Annotated in this window: 16 protein-coding genes and 1 pseudogene; 7 read left to right on the top strand and 10 right to left on the bottom strand. The window is 47.9% G+C overall.

Annotated elements, in window-relative coordinates:
* Positions 1 to 11: 11 nt before the first annotated feature.
* From pgi to B5D50_RS06740, 6 genes are read right to left on the bottom strand one after another with little or no spacing between them, the layout of a single operon-like run.
* Positions 12 to 1658 carry a glucose-6-phosphate isomerase gene (pgi, locus tag B5D50_RS06765; RefSeq protein WP_078921826.1) on the bottom strand — a complete coding sequence of 549 codons (1647 nt, stop codon included), beginning with the start codon at positions 1656 to 1658 and terminating at the stop codon, positions 12 to 14.
* Positions 1659 to 1662: 4 nt separating this feature from the next.
* Positions 1663 to 3492, bottom strand: coding sequence for a phosphogluconate dehydratase (gene edd, locus B5D50_RS06760; protein ID WP_078921825.1), 1830 nt, complete (start codon positions 3490 to 3492; stop codon positions 1663 to 1665).
* 20 nt (positions 3493 to 3512) lie between these two features.
* Positions 3513 to 4211: a 6-phosphogluconolactonase gene (gene pgl / locus B5D50_RS06755; protein ID WP_078921824.1), complete on the bottom strand. Its 699-nt coding sequence runs from the start codon at positions 4209 to 4211 to the stop codon at positions 3513 to 3515.
* Positions 4208 to 5683: a glucose-6-phosphate dehydrogenase gene (gene zwf, locus B5D50_RS06750; RefSeq protein WP_078921823.1), complete on the bottom strand. Its 1476-nt coding sequence runs from the start codon at positions 5681 to 5683 to the stop codon at positions 4208 to 4210. Before zwf ends, pgl begins: the two co-directional genes overlap by 4 nt.
* Positions 5684 to 5729: 46 nt before the next feature.
* Positions 5730 to 6683, bottom strand: coding sequence for a carbohydrate kinase family protein (locus B5D50_RS06745; protein WP_078921822.1), 954 nt, complete (start codon positions 6681 to 6683; stop codon positions 5730 to 5732).
* 22 nt (positions 6684 to 6705) lie between these two features.
* Entirely contained in the window at positions 6706 to 7671 is a 966-nt protein-coding gene (locus B5D50_RS06740; RefSeq protein ID WP_078921821.1) for a carbohydrate porin, read from the bottom strand.
* 458 nt (positions 7672 to 8129) lie between these two features.
* Between B5D50_RS06740 and B5D50_RS20465 the strand changes: the two genes are divergently transcribed.
* On the top strand, positions 8130 to 8969 hold the full coding sequence (locus B5D50_RS20465) for a hypothetical protein (protein ID WP_078921820.1): 840 nt from the start codon (positions 8130 to 8132) through the stop codon (positions 8967 to 8969).
* A 34-nt stretch (positions 8970 to 9003) separates the two neighbouring features.
* Here the strand turns inward: B5D50_RS20465 and B5D50_RS06730 are convergent, their stop codons facing one another.
* Positions 9004 to 10017: a quinone-dependent dihydroorotate dehydrogenase gene (locus B5D50_RS06730; RefSeq protein ID WP_078921819.1), complete on the bottom strand. Its 1014-nt coding sequence runs from the start codon at positions 10015 to 10017 to the stop codon at positions 9004 to 9006.
* Between the two features lie 154 nt (positions 10018 to 10171).
* Between B5D50_RS06730 and B5D50_RS06725 the strand changes: the two genes are divergently transcribed.
* On the top strand, positions 10172 to 11353 hold the full coding sequence (locus B5D50_RS06725) for a pyridoxal-phosphate-dependent aminotransferase family protein (RefSeq protein ID WP_078921818.1): 1182 nt from the start codon (positions 10172 to 10174) through the stop codon (positions 11351 to 11353).
* 59 nt (positions 11354 to 11412) lie between these two features.
* Here B5D50_RS06725 and B5D50_RS06720 read toward each other — a convergent pair whose 3' ends face one another.
* Positions 11413 to 12570, bottom strand: a complete 1158-nt coding sequence (locus B5D50_RS06720) for a lytic murein transglycosylase (protein WP_234975819.1) — start codon at positions 12568 to 12570, stop codon at positions 11413 to 11415.
* Between the two features lie 188 nt (positions 12571 to 12758).
* Here B5D50_RS06720 and B5D50_RS06715 point away from each other — a divergent pair, with 188 nt between their 5' ends.
* The 5 genes and pseudogenes from B5D50_RS06715 to B5D50_RS20820 all read left to right on the top strand — a co-directional run bounded on the left by B5D50_RS06715 (position 12759) and on the right by B5D50_RS20820 (position 16426).
* A complete protein-coding gene (locus B5D50_RS06715) occupies positions 12759 to 13721 on the top strand; it encodes a D-2-hydroxyacid dehydrogenase (protein ID WP_078921816.1) in 963 nt (320 codons plus the stop codon).
* Positions 13722 to 13828: 107 nt separating this feature from the next.
* On the top strand, positions 13829 to 14503 hold the full coding sequence (locus B5D50_RS06710; protein WP_078921815.1) for a hypothetical protein: 675 nt from the start codon (positions 13829 to 13831) through the stop codon (positions 14501 to 14503).
* A gap of 37 nt (positions 14504 to 14540) precedes the next feature.
* Positions 14541 to 16133: an OmpA family protein gene (locus tag B5D50_RS06705; protein ID WP_078921814.1), complete on the top strand. Its 1593-nt coding sequence runs from the start codon at positions 14541 to 14543 to the stop codon at positions 16131 to 16133.
* A 7-nt stretch (positions 16134 to 16140) separates the two neighbouring features.
* Positions 16141 to 16272, top strand: a pseudogene (locus B5D50_RS20825) (IS3 family transposase); the annotation flags it as partial.
* 64 nt (positions 16273 to 16336) lie between these two features.
* Positions 16337 to 16426: an IS3 family transposase gene (locus B5D50_RS20820; RefSeq protein ID WP_143594285.1), complete on the top strand. Its 90-nt coding sequence runs from the start codon at positions 16337 to 16339 to the stop codon at positions 16424 to 16426.
* 65 nt (positions 16427 to 16491) lie between these two features.
* Here B5D50_RS20820 and B5D50_RS06700 read toward each other — a convergent pair whose 3' ends face one another.
* Positions 16492 to 17595 carry a glycine cleavage T C-terminal barrel domain-containing protein gene (locus B5D50_RS06700; RefSeq protein WP_078921813.1) on the bottom strand — a complete coding sequence of 368 codons (1104 nt, stop codon included), beginning with the start codon at positions 17593 to 17595 and terminating at the stop codon, positions 16492 to 16494.
* Positions 17596 to 17887: 292 nt separating this feature from the next.
* A complete protein-coding gene (locus B5D50_RS06695; protein ID WP_078921812.1) occupies positions 17888 to 18775 on the bottom strand; it encodes a helix-hairpin-helix domain-containing protein in 888 nt (295 codons plus the stop codon).
* Positions 18776 to 18798: the final 23 nt, after the last annotated feature.

Raw genomic sequence — 18798 nt, 5'->3', positions numbered from 1 at the left:
GCCATCCTCGTTTAAGCACGCAGCGCGTGAATATGTTGTAACAGTCCTGCCGTAGACGCATCTACACCGGCAGGTACAGTCCGATCATGTAAAGCGGGTGCTAATACATTGGCGAGCTTCTTACCTAATTCCACCCCCCATTGATCATAAGAGTTGACACCCCAAATAACCCCTTGCACAAATACTTTATGTTCAAATAAAGCTACTAATCGGCCTAAAGTGTAGGGAGTCAGCTGACGATAAAGCATTAAGGTTGAAGGGCGATCACCGGGGAAAGTACGATGCGTTACTAATGCCTCAATTTGTACGGCAGACAAACCAGCCGCTTGTAGGTCGGCGCGCACGGCTTCAGCATCACGCCCAAACGCTAAGGCCTGTGCTTGTGCTAAGACATTGGTCAATAAGGTTTCATGATGTAACTCTAGATCAGCAAACTCGCTCTGACTGCTCGGATTTGCAGCGGCTAAGAAATCAACCGGAATCACTTCACTGCCTTGATGGATTAGCTGAAAGAAAGAATGTTGGGCATTCGTCCCCGGCTCACCCCAAATTACCGGCCCTGTCGAGGTTTGAATGGGGCTGCCATCCAGTTGTACCCGTTTACCATTCGACTCCATATCTAACTGTTGCACATAAGCGGGGAAACGCGCTAAATGCTGATCATAAGGAATCAAAGCCACGGTCGGATACTGCAATAGATTGCGCCGCCAAATCCCCAATAAGGCAAATAGAACTGGCAAATTCTGTGCTAATGGGGCTGAACGAAAATGTTCATCCATTGCTTTAGCACCCGCTAAAAACTCGGTAAAGGCTTGCTTACCGACCGCGATTGCCACCGGTAAACCAATTGCTGACCAAACTGAATAGCGCCCGCCAACCCAATCCCAGAAACCAAAAACTCGCGTATCTTCAATTCCATACGAGCGTGTAGCCGCTAAATTGGTAGAAACCGCCGCGACATGTTGCCCTGCTTGCTCGCCTAGGCTAGCTTTAAGCCAAGCCAAAGCCGTGCTGAAATTTAACATGGTTTCAGCGGTGGTGAAGGTTTTAGAAGCGACAATCACTAAAGTCGTTTGTGGATTAAGCCCTTTGAGTGTATCAACGCTATGAGCACCATCAACATTCGAGACAAAATGCACCGCCGGACCATCATGCCAAGGTGCTAGTGCTGTAGTCACCATTACCGGCCCTAAATCGGAGCCACCGATCCCGATATTCACCACATCTGTAAATGCTTGCCCCGAAACAGTTTTATACGCACCTGTGCGCACTGCTTCAGCAAAATCAAGGAAACGCTCCCGAACGGCGGCAACCTCTTTGAGTACATCTTGCCCATCCACCTGAACGCCTGCAGGAATCCCATCCCGCAACGCCATATGCAAAACCGCACGTTGCTCGGTACTATTAATCTTTTCGCCCTGTACCATTGCATCACGCCGCGCTTCGACTTGAGCGGCTTGGGCTAACTGCAATAAAGCCGCTAAGGCCGCTTGATCAATTTTTTCTTTAGAAAAATCCATTAATAGATCATCTAAATGCACTGAAAATTGACTAAACCGCTCCGCATCAGCTGCAAATAAGTCACAGAGTGGTTGTGATTTCAAGCGCTCCGCGTGTTGTTGGAGCAAACTCCAGTGTTTAGCTAAATTAGCTTGCATATCTTTATCCTTCTGTAGCAAATAAGGCACTGGCACCCTTCGAAGCCGAACCAACGGCCTGCCGGAAGACTTGGAATAATTCACGCCCAAGCCCAGCCTCATTCCCCTCTAAATTCGCAACGACCGCCGAACGACTCTCAAAATCAGCTGCCAACACGGTCAAACTACCTTGCTCCGCATCAAGGCGAATCAAGTCACCCTCACGGATTTTGGCAATTGCGCCACCATCCATCGCTTCTGGGCTTAAATGAATTGCCGCTGGCACTTTGCCACTTGCTCCTGACATGCGTCCATCGGTGATCAGAGCAACTCGTTGCCCACGATCTTGTAACACCCCCAAAATCGGCGTGAGACTATGTAATTCCGGCATGCCATTCGCTTTTGGCCCTTGGAAACGCACCACGCAGACAAAATCACCCGTCAATTCACCTGCTTTAAAGGCAGCTTTGACATCCTCTTGATCATGGAAAACTTTGGCAGGTGCTTCAATCACCCGCCGCTCTGGTTTCACGGCAGAGACTTTGATCACTGCCTCACCTAAATTACCGCGTAAAGTCACTAAGCCACCTGAAGTTTGGAAAGCCTCAGTATAGGGGCGCAAAATCTCAGTATCATGACTCTTAGCCGCACCCTCAACCCAAATCGCTTTGCCGTTTTCATCCAACTTAGCTTCTTGGGTATAATGATGTAGGCCAAAACCCGCTACCGTGTGCACATCCTCATGTAAAAGACCGGCAGCCAGCAGCTCGCGAATCACGAACTGCAAGCCACCAGCAGCATGGAAATGGTTAACATCCGCCGAACCATTCGGATAAACTCGGGCCATTAAAGGAGTTAATGCTGATAAATCAGAGAAGTCTTCTAAGCGCACGATCAAACCCGCCGCCCGCGCCATGGCAATAATATGCAAGACCAAATTGGTCGAGCCACCGGTTGCATTAAGGCCAACGATGCCATTCACAAACGCTTTGGCGGACAACACTTCGCAAGCGGGAGTGTAATGACCCAAATCTGCAGTTAAGCGCAGTACTTGCTCAGTACCGGCAACCGTTAGGGCTTCGCGTAAAGGGGTATTGGGATTGACGAAGCTGCTGCCCGGTAATTGCAGCCCCATAAACTCCATCAACATTTGATTACTATTGGCTGTACCGTAAAAAGTACAAGTACCCGCATCATGGTAAGACTGCATTTCTGCTTCTAATAGCTCAGCACGCCCGACCTGCCCGGCAGCATATTGCTGGCGTACCTTGGCCTTTTGGTCATTAGAGATACCTGAAACCATCGGGCCTGCTGGCAAGAATACACAGGGTAAATAGCCAAAACTGGCGGCTGCAATCACTAAACCGGGGACAATTTTATCACAGACCCCTAAAAACGCCGCCGCATCAAATAAGTTATGGCTCAGTGCAATTCCAGCAGCCATCGCGATCACATCACGTGAAAATAGCGAAAGCTCCATTCCGGGCTGACCTTGAGTGACCCCATCACACATCGCGGGTACACCACCAGCGACTTGCGCTGTTGCACCCATAGCGCGGGCGGCTTGCTTAATTAAGGCTGGGTAAGTCTCAAACGGCTGATGCGCTGACAACATATCGTTGTAAGCGGTCACTATCCCCAGATTAGGCGTTTTGCTAGCGACAATCTTGAATTTATCTGACGTCGGGCTGGCAGCGACGGCATGCGCTAAATTGCCGCAAGCCAGATGGTGGCGATTATCACGAATCGCTGCTTGTTGCATACGGGCTAAATAGACATTGCGAGTCTGCTGACTGCGTTGCTCAATGCGAGCGGTCACCTCGGCAATGACTGGATGAACTGTGGTGGTATTCATAATCTTCTCGATCCGTGCTTTTAAGGTGCATAGTGAACCGTCAAACTGTCGCCTGCTTGCTGTAATAGCGCTTCAATCGGCCATTGAACAGGCAAGCGAGCAGCAATACGGGTCTGAGCTTGTTCTAATAGTTGTTTTTTATCAGCACCGGTAATTAATAAGTGTAAATGCTTAGCTTGCAATAAAGCCGCTAAACTCATGGAAATACGTGCCTCTGGCAAATCAGCCACCCGTATTTCTAATAAAATATCAGGATAATCAGGGTCTAAACCTGCAGCTAAATTAGGAGCGTGTGGGAACAAGGAAGCAAAATGGCCATCATTCCCCATCCCCAAAACGACAACATCCAAAGGAAAAAACTGTTGTTGCAAATTCAAACTTAAGCTGGCTAGCTCAGTGGCCGTCTGCCCTAGTTGATATAAAGCTTGAAAATGAGCAGGTGGTTGTAGGTTAGCTAATAGATTGTTTGTTAATAACAAAGCATTAGAGCGCTCGTGATTAGGTTCGACTTGGCGCTCATCGGTTAAAGTAATCCTCAGTTTTGACCAGTCGACCGCTTGCTTAGACAGTGCTTTAAAAAATAAGACCGGCGTGGTTCCACCTGCAAACGCTGCACTGGCTTTATCTTGGGAGGCAACAGCCTGCTGCAACTCACTAGCCACTAACTGAGCTAATTGCTCAGCCTGTAGAGCGCGATCAGCATAACTAACTAGGTTCATACCTCAATTTCCCGCCAACGTCGACCATCACGTGCCATCATTTCGACGGCGGCAATCGGGCCTCGACTACCGGGATCATAGCCTTCGGGTCTCAGCCCTGAAGCCTCCCAAGCCTCGATAATCGGATCAATCCAACGCCAAGCCGCTTCGACCTCATCGCCGCGCATGAATAAAGTCTGATTCCCACGCACGACATCCATCAGTAAGCGCTCATACGCATCCGGCATTCGCCAATTACTCCCGCGCCCTTCAGCAAAAGTCATATCTAAAGGAATAGCACGTAGCCGGAAACCACCAGGACCTGGATCTTTGGTCATAATCACTAATTGCAAACCCTCATCTGGTTGCAAGCGAATGCTTAATACATTCGGCATACTGGGGGTTTCTAAATCACCAAAGACTGAATGAGCAGGCTCTTTAAATACCACAGCAATTTCAGTCATCTGTGCTCTAAGCTTTTTGCCAGTACGCAAATAGAAAGGTACACCCGACCAACGCCAGTTATCAATCTCCGCCTTAATAGCGACATAGGACTCGGTTTTGCTATCAGGATTGCCCACTTCCTGTAAATAGGAAGGGGCATCCGGTCCATGCGCTAAATATTGGCCACGCACCGTATTGGTTAAGACATTGCGCCCAGTAATAGGACGTAAGGAACGCAAAACCTTTAATTTTTCATCTCGCAAAGCATCAGCATCAAATTTATACGGCGGCTCCATCGCCAACAGACAAAGCAATTGCACTAAATGGTTTTGCACCATATCGCGAATAGCCCCTGCCGTATCATAGTAGCTACCACGCGTACCGACCCCTAAAGACTCTGAGGCCGTGATTTGCACATGATCAATGCGATTAGCATTCCATAAAGGCTCAAATAGCGCATTTGCAAACCGCAGCGCCATTAAGTTCTGTACCGTTTCTTTACCTAAATAATGATCAATCCGATAAATGGACTTTTCATTAAAGACACTACTGAGCTCACGATTGAGGGTCATCGCACTCGCTAAATCATGCCCTAACGGCTTTTCGACGACTAAACGTGCTTTGGTAGTCGCCAAGCCCACTTGAGCCAAACCTTGAGCAATCGGGCCAAACAGTGCGGGCCCGACTGCTAAATAATAGACACGGATATGTTCTGGGCGCTCATTCAGATAACTGACTAACTCACCCCAAGCACGCGCATCAGTGACATCAATATGCAAATAACTTAAACGCTCAATAAAGCGTTCTAGTGCTATTGAATCTAGCTCATCGACGGCGACATGTTTGTGTAAGGCTGCACGCGCCTCTGCTTTGAAAGACTCAGTATCTTGATCCGTGCGTGCTAAACCTAAGATGCGAGCAGTGGCTGGAATTTGCCCATCAGCATCACGCCGAAACAGAGCAGGCAATAATTTACGCATTGCCAAATCGCCAGTGCCACCAAAAATGACAAGATCAAAAGGATCAACAGGAATAACCATGCTGCTCATGAATACTTGATTTCCTTCGTGGTTATTTTAACAATTTTATTTGTTATTAGAGTGCAGCTTGTACTTCTGCACGAGTCGGCAAATTGGCTCCACGCCGCGAACAAGTGATCGCTGCTGCGATAACCGCAGTGTGGCCAATCTTAAATAAGGTATCGCTATTAAGCTGCTCAGACCAAACAGCTGTAGAATCTGTAGAATGTGTTAACTCAACGACAGCATCCAATAAAGATGCTTGAAATGTATCACCCGCCCCTACCGTATCAATCACTTTAACCGACCGACCGGGTATATCGACTTTGGCTTGATGACTCCATAACGATGCGCCCTTACTCCCTCGAGTCAGTGCAATCAGTTGTGGACCTTGCTTTAGCCAGTCTTCAATAATAGCCTCAGGTTGCTGGTCGGGATACAGTAAATGCAAATCTTCATCACTCACCTTCACCACATCGACTAAAGGCATCAACTCAGCAATCCTTGCTCGCCAAACTGCTATCCGTGGCTCAACATTTAAGCGCACATTGGGGTCAAGAGAAAGAAGGCGCTTGCCCGAGTGTTGCTGGGCAAGCGCAAAGTACGAATCGGCCGTCGGCTGTGCAACGATGGAATAGGAACCGAAGTGAATAACCGCTGTTCCCTCTAGATCAACACGAATGTCATCTAAAGTTAACAAACGATCTGCCGCGCCGTTACCGTAAAAAGCATAACTAGGTACGCCCGCAGCATCCTGCTGAACGAAACCTAAAGTAGTCGGTGCTTGTTTGCGTACAATCAGCTCAGTGTTAACACCCTCTGATTGCAAACTCGCTAAAAGCCGCTCACCTAAAAAATCTGTAGAAAGCCCTGTCAACATACCTACTGGGCAACCTAGTCGTGCCAGCCCTACAGCCACATTCAGTGGCGAACCACCGACACGAGCACTGAGTGGTACTTCAAAAGCCGCCTGCTCGACAACTTCTGCTGTAAAAACGTCAAATAGTGCTTCACCACAGACCAAAAACATGATTGGCTTTACCTAACTTGAATTAGAAGGTGTAGTTAAAGCGAACACGCGCAGCGTTAACTTTATCATCCGTACCCTCAACACCACCCACATCAGTCGCTTTGGAAGTACTAGCTGCGAAAGTAACTGATGCATCTTTGCTGCCAAATAACGGCACAGTGTAAGCACCAAAGAAAGTATTTAATTTAGGATCAGCGCCAATCATGTCATCTTTAGACGTGATATAACCCACACCCCAAGGACCTTGGGTAAAGTTTAAAGCAACAGAAGTAGTGTCTACACCATCATCATCTGCATTTTTCTTGCTGAGGCTAGCATTGACAGTCCCACCGATCACATCAAAACCAGCACCAACACCAAAACCCGTATGTGAAGACTCTGTACCACCAGCTGGAGTGCTTTTTACACTTTCAAAGCCAGCACGTACTGCAAAAGCACCCGCCTTATACGTCATTGCAGGGCGTACTGCAGCAAACTTGTCAAAATCACTCGTATTTTTAGCCCCCATCACACCCAATTCGAAATTCATCGCATCATTAGGCTTAAGGTGGAAAGCAGTATGGATCACGCTGTCTTTACGACCACGGGCAGCATTCGTGCCATAAGTGCCCATGCCGCCTGCATGCTCTGCTACCGTATCTTTACCGACTGGGAAGAGATCAATGCCTTCAAAACGACCAATCTGCACATCCCAGTTGCTACGACCCATTTGCAAATAGACATCATCATAGCCTAAGTCACTGCCTTTCAGCGGCACTAAGGGCTGGGCAACGCCTTTAATAAAATAATCATCGCCTTTCAGATGGCCAACAGCATTCAACTTGACACGACCACCATGATAAAAACTGGTTTCAGCTGCATCTTTGGCAGTTAAATCTAATTCAAGATCCCCACCAATGCTGAAAGTTTTCTCTTCTGCTTGAACACTAAAGCCGACTAATAAAGCAGCTATCCCGCAAGCAACGCTCAATTTCAATTTGGTTTTCATTGCATTTACCTTCGCTATTCAATCAAAAACACGGTTATTAAAACACACTACCAAAGCGCTTTGAAGCACAAAACACTCGCAGCCCATTAAAACTTATCCCACAGTAACTCTTTAATTTTTTCAACAGCTGAAAAAAATAATCTCGTAAAGTTGCATGCTTGTCAACTTAGAAAGCTTTGCAATAACCGTATCATTAATAAAAAGTTAATGTTGGTAGGTTAATGACTTGCTCCCACCCTGTCAATAATTAATTCAAATTGATTTATTAAACACTCATCGTAGTCGCACTATCTCAAAAGGGATAGTCTCAAGCAAATATCGTACCAATTCACTTTTTAATCCGCTTTTTGTAAAATTTTGCTTGCTTTTAAAGAATTAGAATATTAATATTTTCTTATATTCTTCCTATCCAATTTAAAAGCTGATTATCAGCTTATCCCAGCTAGAGGTATCTGTTCATGGAACTTAGAAAAATTACATTGGCAATGGCCATCTTCGCAGTGGCGACTACGGCATCAGCGACTGACTTCTTTAATGGTTTTGATAATGGCACGGGAGCTGGGAATGCTCAAGGTGTAGGTCAAGGCCAAGGCTATACCACAGGTCAAGGCAGCGGTTATGGCACAAGCAAAGGCAATGTTGACGGTTGGGGTAGCGGTAAAGGCACGGGTGACGGTGAAGTTGATTTTTCAATCAACTTCAAAGGCAAAGGCAATACCGACATGAACTCGGATATGGTAGGTCGTGGCAATGGTACTACCGATGGTAATTTCAACGGTCAAGGCACAGGTTCTGGTTTAGGTTATAACAACTGGAATGGCTATACCAATAGCATGACTAGTGGTGGCGGCTATGCACCTTGGAATGGCATGCCTAATTGGGGTGGTTACTATCCTTATCAACAATACCAACAGTATCAACAACCTGCTATGCCAATGATGCCACAGATGGCCGCACCACAGTATGCGCCTCAATACGGTATGCAACAGCCGATGATGCCAATGATGCCGCAAATGGTCGCGCCTCAATATGCACCTCAATACGGTATGCAGCAGCCGATGATGCAAAACCCTAATTTTGCTCAAATGCAACAACAAATGGCCACTCAACGTGCTCAAGCAGAAGCCTTCTATAAGCAACAAATGGAAGAGCAACGCAAAATGATGGAAGCACAAAGCAAAGCTGCTGCTGCCGCTGCACCCGTCGCTCCAGTTGCACCGACAGCGCCTGTCGCACCGACTCAAGCACCTGCACCAGTCGCTGACCCTGCTGCTCAAGCACCGGCTAAGACTAATTAATTAGCTTATCGACACCTCAGCCTAGTTGACTCAACTAGGCTGATTCACTCGCGTGTACACAGGCTTTAATTAAGGACGGACCTGCATAAATAAAGCCCGTATAGATTTGTACTAAAGCCGCCCCCGCTTGCAATTTAGCCAGTGCATCTTGAGCTGACATAATCCCACCCACACCAATAATGGGAATTTGTGTACCCAAACGCTCATAAAATAAATGAATGACTTCGGTCGAACGCGCAGTCAGTGGTTGACCACTTAAGCCCCCCTGTTCTGCTCCTTGCGCTAGCGAGGCGACTGCAGTTTTATCTAGCGTCGTATTCGTTGCAATCAGTGCATCCAGCTCACAGTCTAATAAAACCTCTGCCATCCCCGCGATATCGGCCGCGTTTAAATCCGGCGCTACTTTCACCGCCAAGGGTACATAGCGACCTTGTTGATCAGCCAGAATAGCCTGCTCTTGCTTTAGGGCGGTCAATAAGCGCTTTAATTCATCACCGTATTGCAAGCTCCGCAAACCGGGTGTATTCGGCGAGGAAATATTAAGAGTGACATAATCAGCATGCGGATAGACTTTACGTAAACCGATCAGATAATCATCCACGGCACGCTCAACCGCCGTATCAAAATTCTTACCAATATTGATGCCCAAAATCCCTTGATACTGAGCCTTATTCACTTGCCCTAGCAGATACTCCAAACCATGATTATTAAATCCCATACGATTAATAATCGCTTTCGCGGACTTCAGACGGAATAAACGTGGATGGGGATTACCGGGCTGTGGGCGGGGTGTCACGGTGCCAATTTCAATAAAGCCAAAACCACAACTCGCTAAAGCGTCAATGTATTCGCCGTTTTTATCTAAGCCCGCTGCCAAGCCAACCCGATTAGGAAATTTAATACCCATGACCTCCACAGGAGTCGCTAACAAGGGAGCAGCCTGACCATTAAGACCTGCGTGATAGGCTAATTTTAAGGCCTTCAAAGCGGTATGATGTGAAAATTCAGGAGGGAGCAAAAAGAGTAATTCACGTAACAAACTGTACACAGACAAGACCTCAGGTGGCAAACGGACACAAAGGAAGGATTATGCTTAAACTTATGCACTGCAACAATGCTCGTTAGGAAAAACAATCCTCAGCTTTCGTACAAGCTATGGCATAATAAGCTGCTATTTTTTAAGACTTGAGAGAGGATTGTGCATGGCAACGTCGCCCTTTTACCCCCCCCAACGGATTTTAATGGGACCTGGCCCTTCGGATGTTAGCCCCCGTGTTTTACAAGCAATGGCGCGCCCTACTCTGGGCCATCTTGACCCTTTATTCGTCGAGATGATGGATGAAGTCAAAGGCCTCTTGCAGTACGCTTTTCAAACCCAGAATGAACTGACCATGCCCATTTCTGCACCCGGCTCAGCAGGGATGGAGGCATGTTTTGCCAACCTAGTCGAACCCGGTGATAAAGTCATCGTTTGCCAAAATGGTGTCTTTGGTGGACGCATGAAGGAAAACGTCGAACGCTTTGGTGGCACTGCTATTATGGTGATGGATGACTGGGGTAAACCTGTCGATCCTGAAAAAGTCGAAGCTGCCTTAAAAGCCCATCCAGATACTAAAATTTTGGCATTTGTGCATGCAGAAACCTCAACTGGCGTGCGCTCAGATGCCAAGCTATTAACCGAGCTAGCCCATCAATACGGATGCTTAGTCATTGTCGATGCAGTCACCTCCTTAACGGGTTCAGAGCTAAGGGTCGATGCTTGGGGTATTGATGCGATTTATTCGGGTACTCAAAAATGCATGTCTTGTGTACCCGGCTTGTCCCCAGTCAGTTTCGGTAGCCGCGCCGTCGACGTGATCAAAACTCGCAAAACCAAAATTCAAAGCTGGTTTTTAGATATGAGCCTGATTATGGGGTATTGGGGCGGTGGTACTAAGCGGGCTTATCATCATACCGCGCCGGTGAATACCCTGTATGCTCTGCATGAGGCTTTAGTCATGGTGCAAGCAGAGGGTTTAGAAAATGCTTGGGCACGCCATCAACACCATCATCAAGCCTTAAAAGCAGGCTTAGAAGCGATGGGCATTCGGTTTGTGGTGGAGGAAGCGGCGCGCTTACCACAATTGAATCTAATCACCGTCCCTGAAGGGGTTGATGAAGCCGCAGTACGTGCTCGCTTATTGAATGAATACAGTATCGAAATTGGCGCTGGTTTAGGCGCTTTAGCGGGTAAAGTCTGGCGGATTGGTTTAATGGGGCATGCCTGTAATACCAAAAACGTTCTAATTTGCTTAGGCGCTTTAGATGCAGTACTCAGCTCCTTGCAAGCCCCGATTGAATCCGGGGTGGCGGTGGGTGCTGCGCAGGCATTTTACCAAGCTTAAGCACGGAAGCTCTGTGGCTTTAACTAGTTAAATTAAAGCTTTGAGTGCAAGCAGGTGGTTTAGAAACTGCCTGCTTCTATCGACTTTGGTAGAGCAGTTTGCTCACGTAGCAGCTGCAGATGCTCAATAGTTGCATAACCATCAGCAGGAAAACCCGTATCAGCCTGCCAACGACGTAAGGCGGCGCGGGTATTTGGCCCGATATTGCCATCAATCCCATCCGTGCTATAGCCTACGGCACTTAAGCGCTCTTGCAATTCTGCTTTTTCCAAGCGGCTTAAAGCTAGCTCATCACGCGGCCATGCGGCTTGTACGGCTAAACCACCTTTGAGACGCTCCGCTAAATAACCCGTCGCTAGCGCATAACTAATCGCATTATTATATTTCAATAAGGCATTAAAATTAGGATAACTTAAAAAGGCAGGGCCTTGATAGCCCGCTGGCACAATGACCGCCGAACGGGTCATGGGTGAGGCATCTAAAGGTGTACCATCCACTCGATAAACCCCTTGCGCCATCCAATAGCTCAAGGCTTGCCAATTAGCAGGCTCAGTTTCTGACCAATCAAAGGTGACCGGCAATACCACTTCCGTTCCCCAAGGTTGCCCACGCTGCCAACCCGATTGGGATAAATAATTAGCTGTCGAAGCCAAAGCATCAGGAATGCTCGCACGCAGATCGCGTTTGCCATCCCCATCAAAATCGACGGCAAACTCCTCAAATGTGGTAGGAATAAATTGAGTATGTCCCAACGCACCCGCCCATGAGCCACGCAAACTATTAATCGGCATATCCCCAGTTTGCAGAATCCTTAAAGCGGCCAAGAGTTGATTACGCCAGAAATGGCGGCGCTCTTCACGCCCTTGATAGGCCAAAGTCGCCAAAGAACGAATCGCCGAATAATTACCTAATTGCTGGCCATAGCTACTTTCCATCCCCCAAATTGCCACAATATATTCGGCATCCACCCGATAAGTATCACTGATTTTTTTTAAGAGTGGCGCATATTCCTTAAGTATATAGCGCCCCTGCTCAATCCGCTCTGGGGAGACAGCACTGTCCATATACTCCCAAATCGGGCGACTGAACTCGGGCTGATAAGCATCGAGTCTGAGCACTTTTTTATCGGTTAATAGGCCGCGAAAAGCTAAATTTAAAGTAGCCTCACTAATTCCTCGCTGCTGCGCAAATTGCCGAAAATTATTTTGCCAAAGCATAAATTCTTGATCAGAAAATACTGTATATCCAAACAAGATTACGATAAAAAGAATACCAAGTTGTAGTGTACGCGCTAGCTTGCGACCCATCCCTAAAACCAAAGACGTCAATGTAAGGCGCTATCATAAACAAACTTAAGCAGGCCTGCATCGCCTGTTGAAGCTTATTAATGCATTAGGAGCTTTTTATGCCTCAAGTGGCCTTTCTTGATTATGCCAGTACCAGCCATAATGACCTCGATTTGACGCGGCTGCGACAAGCTTGCGGGCAGTTACACTTATGGCCAGCCACCCAAGCTGACAAGCTTTTAGCGCATATTGGTGAAGCTGAAATTGTGATTAGCAATAAAGTCTTACTGAATGCTGACACTCTCATAGCATTGAAAGATCAACTTAAACTCATTTGTGTCGCCGCGACAGGTACGAATAATATTGATCTGCATACTGCTAAGCAGTTAGGTATTCCCGTTTGCAACGTCCGTCATTATGCCAATCGCTCAGTGGCAGAACATTGCTTAAGTTTAATTTTTGCTCTAGCCCGTCAACTGCCTGCCTATCATCAGGCGGTACAGAACCAAGCTTGGCAACACAGTCAGCATTTCTGTTTATTGGATTATCCGATTACTGAGGTGGCAGGCAAGACGCTCGGTATTATTGGTTATGGCAACTTAGGCCAAGCAACCGCCGAATTGGCGGCAGCCGTTGGTATGCAAATCTTAGTGGCTGAACGCTTGGATGCACCTCAAGTGCGCCCCGGGCGCGTTAGCCTGAACGAACTCTTGACTAGAGCCGATTTTATCAGCCTACATTGCCCACTGACCGAGCAGACTCAAGCCTTCATCAATGCCGAACGCTTACAGCAAATGAAGCCCACCGCCTTTCTGCTGAATACCGCACGGGGAGGATTAATTTGTGAAGCTGATTTATTAGCAGCGCTACAAACGGGCCAAATCGCGGGTGCAGCTCTCGATGTGTTAAGCCTAGAACCGCCCACAGAAGCTAATCCATTATTACAAACCACCTTGCCCAATTTGCTGATTACCCCACATATTGCTTGGGCCAGTCGCCCTGCTCGCCAAACCTTAATTGATCAGCTCGCTGATATTATTCGCAGCTTTCAAGCCAATCACCTGATCAACCGAGTGAACTAACGACCCGATTAGCGCTTTAAATCTTGAGTCTATCTGCTTAGCGCCTGTATCTAAATAAGCTTAAGGTTACTGTAAGTGATTGTGGTCGCTAGCACCTTCAGATCAGCATGCCTAAGCTTATTATTAAACGTGAGCCTCCCCCGCGTTTGACGCGGCAAACCATCCTATTTTGGCTATTAGGCTTACTCCCTGTAGCCTTACTGGCAGGCTTTTTAACCGGTCAGCTCCTCAGCCAACTGCAGCCTTCTAGTTTGAAAGCTGGGCAATCCCCTTGGTTACCTTTAGCCCCTACCAGCTCATCACCGAAGCTAGCGACCAGCCCACTCCCGCATTCGCCTTTAACCCCCCCTGAGATCACTGAGATTACTAAGATCCCAGAGACTACTAAGATCACTGAAACTACTCAGCCATCGACTGAGCCTTTACCTCAGCCACCTTTGAAATCCATCACTTTAAGCCCTAGCCCTAAACCAAGCCCTCACTCAAAACCAAAGGCTGTGCCAGCCACCAAGCCTATAAACGCTGCTAATACCAAAGATCAGCTGAATAATCGCAACCGTCCTGCTAGTACTCCACGTCCGAAACATAAACCCGTTAAATCCCCCCAAACAGTCAGTCAATCAGTTCCCTCTTCTAGACCCATGCCGCGCTCGCGCCCTGAACCAAGGATTGAACCGAAAATCAATCAATTGGCTAAACCACAGGCAGCCGCACCCACTGAGTCTAGACATAAGGAAGATTACCGACTACTTGAGCAATCTTTAGGTATTCCCCTGCAATAGCGGCTTGTATTGCACGGCTCACAATCAAGGTGATTCCATGTCATTTAAGAAAAAAATGATGCTTCTATTGCTGGCATTTTTTATATTAGCGGCTTGCACCACGACCATTATTCAAGCGCCTACCTTATTAGAACTGACACGCCCCGTCTCGCTACAAAAAGCCACTGAACGAGCAGCTAAACATTTATTGCCCCTCGTACAACGGGAACGTAGTTGGCGCAGTGATTGGGTTGCGACCCGAATTTTGGTGTTACCCACTTACCAAGAAAAAACTCGCAAGATTTTAGAGCCTAGCCAACAAATTCAAGCCTATTTACAACAACAAGCCACCGCTTTTAAAGGTATACAGCTCGTTACCCACTCTACCCAAGGGGAGGCTACAGTCAATTATGAGCTGCATAGCACAATGCGGATGACTACTGTACAAGGCCGAGAAAAACTAGTCTTCAGTATGTGGATGCAAGAGCCTAAATCTAAACGCATCCTCTCTACAGTTAGCTCAGCGGTTCAGCTTGAGCGACCACTGCTAAAACCTAGTATCAGCCAGCAGCTACCCGCCCAAACTTGGTTGAAAGCTTTACAGGAGGCGAGTCGTCTAGTCATGAACCGCGCCAAGCAAGATCGCTCGTGGTACAGCCAATTAGCGCCTGCCCAGTTGCTGTTAGTGCCTATCTATGACGCTAATTCCAAGGAAAATTTGAACCTAATGGGTGATCTACAAGCTCAGTTGCAAACACACAGCGGTGCAGCTATCAAAATAGCATTGATCTCTCAAAGCTTATTACCACAAGCCCATTACCTCGTGCACAGTGCGCTGGCGGTCGATAAGAATAGTCAAGGTGCGATGTATGACCTCAATCTTTGGCTACGTGAAGCGAAAACAGGACGTTTAGTCGCCTATGTTCATAACAAAGTCTTCAGCCAAGGTTTGCCCTATACCTTGACCGCTGAAGCGAAAGATAGCCCCGTCTACCCCGAGCCGCTCAATCCAAACGCAGAGGGTTTTGATTTACGCCAAGAAATGCAACGACCGCATTATCCAAGCCGCTTAAAGTTAGAGGCCATTCTTGCGGATGCAGCGAAGGCTTATGCTAGTGCTCACTATGCACAGGCTTTAGAATTATATGAAGCCGCAAATGCCATTAAAGAGGTTCAAAGTTTACGTAGCTTAGCAGGACGCTACTTAACGCTATTACGCATGAATCGAACCGCAGAAGCACGGCGGGCTTTCGCCGATTTAATCCAATCCGGCTTTAAGCATAGCCCAATGCTAACTTTTAAAATTTTGTTTGCGGTCGACTCGACTCAATTTGCAGGAGGTCATTTCCTGAGTAGTCAATACCAAGTATGGATCGAAGAACTAGCACAATATCTCAAACACAGCCAGCGTTGCCTGTTAATCGCAGGGCATAGCAGTCATAGTGGTTCAGCCGCCTATAATTTAAAACTATCGACTTCCCGTGCGAGCGGGATTCGACAATTAATGGTGAGTAAACAAGGCGCAGTCAAGACACAGACACAGGCTGAAGGCAAAGGCTTTTATGAAAATATTATCGGAACAGGGACTGACGACCTCCGTGATGCGGTAGATCGCCGCGTTGAATTTAGGCAGCAAACTTGTCAACCCTAACCATCATTTGTTCTCCCGTCAGGTTATTGGTTAGGCAATGCCCGAACGGATGACCGCCGACTGGGTGTGTGATGCCCTGCAAATGGCGGTTTTCAAACGCAAACGACCCAAAAGCGTCATCATGCATTCTGACCAAGGTGAAAGCCCTACACAGTGAACGCTTCGACACTCGCGAAAATATGTGATACACGGTGTTTGAATAGATCGAAACACACTACAACCGTCATCGCCTGCATAATACACTCGGCTATCTCAGTCCGGTGGACTTTGAGGCTCAAACACTTGCATCTTGAGGTGTCCGGCTTTTGGAAGCCAGATCAGAACAGGCTATTGGGCTTCTATCTGCATCATGCTGCGTTCATAGAAAAGGCAGTTCGCACAATGTACCACGTACCCAGCTGCTGGCGCGTTGTACTTCTACGGTATCGCCGGGTTGGGCGCGGGTTGAAATCAAGGTGAAACCGATATTACATTGAAGACGGTACGACCAGACCGCGTTGGTCAGATCGCCGACCTTAATACCGTGTTGGAACACAGGTTCCCAAGCAAAACCAAATGGATTGGGCTGATCACCCTCAAATTTGATACCTAGCTGGTGACGTTTGGGGCCTTCGGCGTGGATGCGGCGCAGGGCTTGGATGCCAATCACGTCATCGGCTACCTGTAAATCAATGTATTTACCCAGCCGTACCTCGTAGGGGTTCGTGTGTTGGTCGGTGTCGCCGCCATAGGAGAGCAGCCCACTTTCGACCCGTTCGTGCAGGTTGGGGTTGCCCGGGCCAATGTCCCACGGTTTACCCGCTTCGTTGACGATATTCCACAGCTCAGTACCTCGGGCGCTATCCATGAGGTATAGCTCGAAACCACCTTGTTTAGACCAGCCTGAACGGGCTACCACCATCGGAATACCGTGCAGTGTGGTTTCTTTGAACCAAAAATATTTGAGGTCTTTCACCCAGTCGCCGAACAAGGCCACTGCCACGGCCTCGGCTTTGGGGCCTTGAATCGCCAGTGGTGATACATCGGGGTGACTGACTTCAACCTTCAGACCACGCTCGGCTGCAATCGCGGCTGCCCAAAACCAGATATTACTGTCGGCAATCGAGAACCAGTAACGCTCTTCATCGAGCTTCAGCAGAATGGGGTCGTTGATGAGCACACCGTCGTGGTTACACATCGGGATGTACTTACCTTGACCCACTTTACAGATGGAGAGATCACGCGGACTGAGGATTTGTGCCAACTTGCTAGCATCTGGCCCCCGCAACTGCACTTGGCGTTCACAGGCAACATCCCACTGGCTGACACCATTGATAATACGCCAGTACTCAGGTTCGGGATTGCCATAACCCGTGGGCATCAGCATATTGTTGTAGACCGTGAACGAGGTTACGCCTGCGGTCACTGTCGCTTGGTAATAGGGCGAAGGTTTGAGCCGCGCTGAGGGGAAAATACCAAACATGTTGTCTCCTAAGTGGTGGGAGTGACGGGGAGCGTTTTAAACATTAATAATACTCTGCCAAAGGTCACCAAAGTCCGGTAGTCATTGGGACCGCTTTTTACCAGAAACTCGCTTCTTGATGTGTCCATTTTTGATGGGGTAGATCACATCTTAAGGTATCCGGTTTTTTGGAAGCCAGATCAAACCCACTCACTAAACCCATGACTTTCTTACCCCCTACCCCTTTGCAGGGGTAAGGGTTGGGAAAACTTAGGCAAGCCGCGCCTAGGATTTAAAACTTAATGCTCCTTGGTTAGCAGCCTGCCTTTTTTAGGATTTTTTTAGCCGCTGCTTTCGCCGCTTTTTTAGCTCTTTTTACAATTTTCTTCGCGGCCTTATCAGCGGCTTTTTTATCTTGCTGCTCTTGCTTAGCAATTTTCTTTAAAGCCTTCTGTTCTTTTTTACGTTCTTGCTCTACAACCTTTTTCGCTTTTTTTAATTGTTTTTCAGCACTGAGTTCTTGTTTAGTAGCCTTAGTTTGTTTTTTAGAGCTGGCTTTGGCTTTCACTACCTGCTCCTGCTCTGGCGGCTGAGTGGATTCATTCTTCACTGCTGGCTCAGGTGCAACAGCAACCTCAGGGGCAGAGGCAGTCTCAGGCTCGGAAACAGTGATCGGCTTAGCCTTAGCTCTGACTCGCTTAGAAGCCGTTTCCTTGGCTTTAGCTTCTGTCGACTGCGCTGCTTTCGCCACCTTAGCTTTAGTCTCAGTAGGCTGCTTAGCAGCGGTTTTAGCACGGCTAGGGCGTTTGGCAGCCGAGGCTTTCGGTTCAGCGGTTTTATCTGTCTTAGCCTCTGGTGCAGCGACTGGCGTTGGCTGTTCAGCTGTGTCTGTCAGCTCCGGTGTATCGGTGGCAGTCGGTGTAACAGCGGGTGCACCCTCCAGCGGTTCAGTAGCAGGCTCTTCAACCGTCTGCTCTGCAGCTGGCTCAATTGCCTGCTCTGTCGGTGGCTCAGCTGGTGCAATTAAAGCCTTGGCGCTGTCTAAAATACCGCGTGCGGTGCTTGTTCCAATCCCCGGAATATCCGCCAACGCTTGTTCAGACATTCCAGCCAGTTGCTCAACCGTCGCCACCCCATTGGACTCCAAACGGGTTTGCATCGCAGGACCCACATATTTAACAGAAGAAAGTGATAAAGTCATAAGCCTAAACTCCTTAGCATATT

The sequence above is a fragment of the Thiothrix eikelboomii genome, assembly GCF_900167255.1.
In the GTDB taxonomy this organism is placed as follows: Bacteria; Pseudomonadota; Gammaproteobacteria; order Thiotrichales; family Thiotrichaceae; genus Thiolinea; species Thiolinea eikelboomii.
Note: the sequence above shows the minus strand (reverse complement) of the source record. Positions and strands in the feature narration are given on the sequence as shown.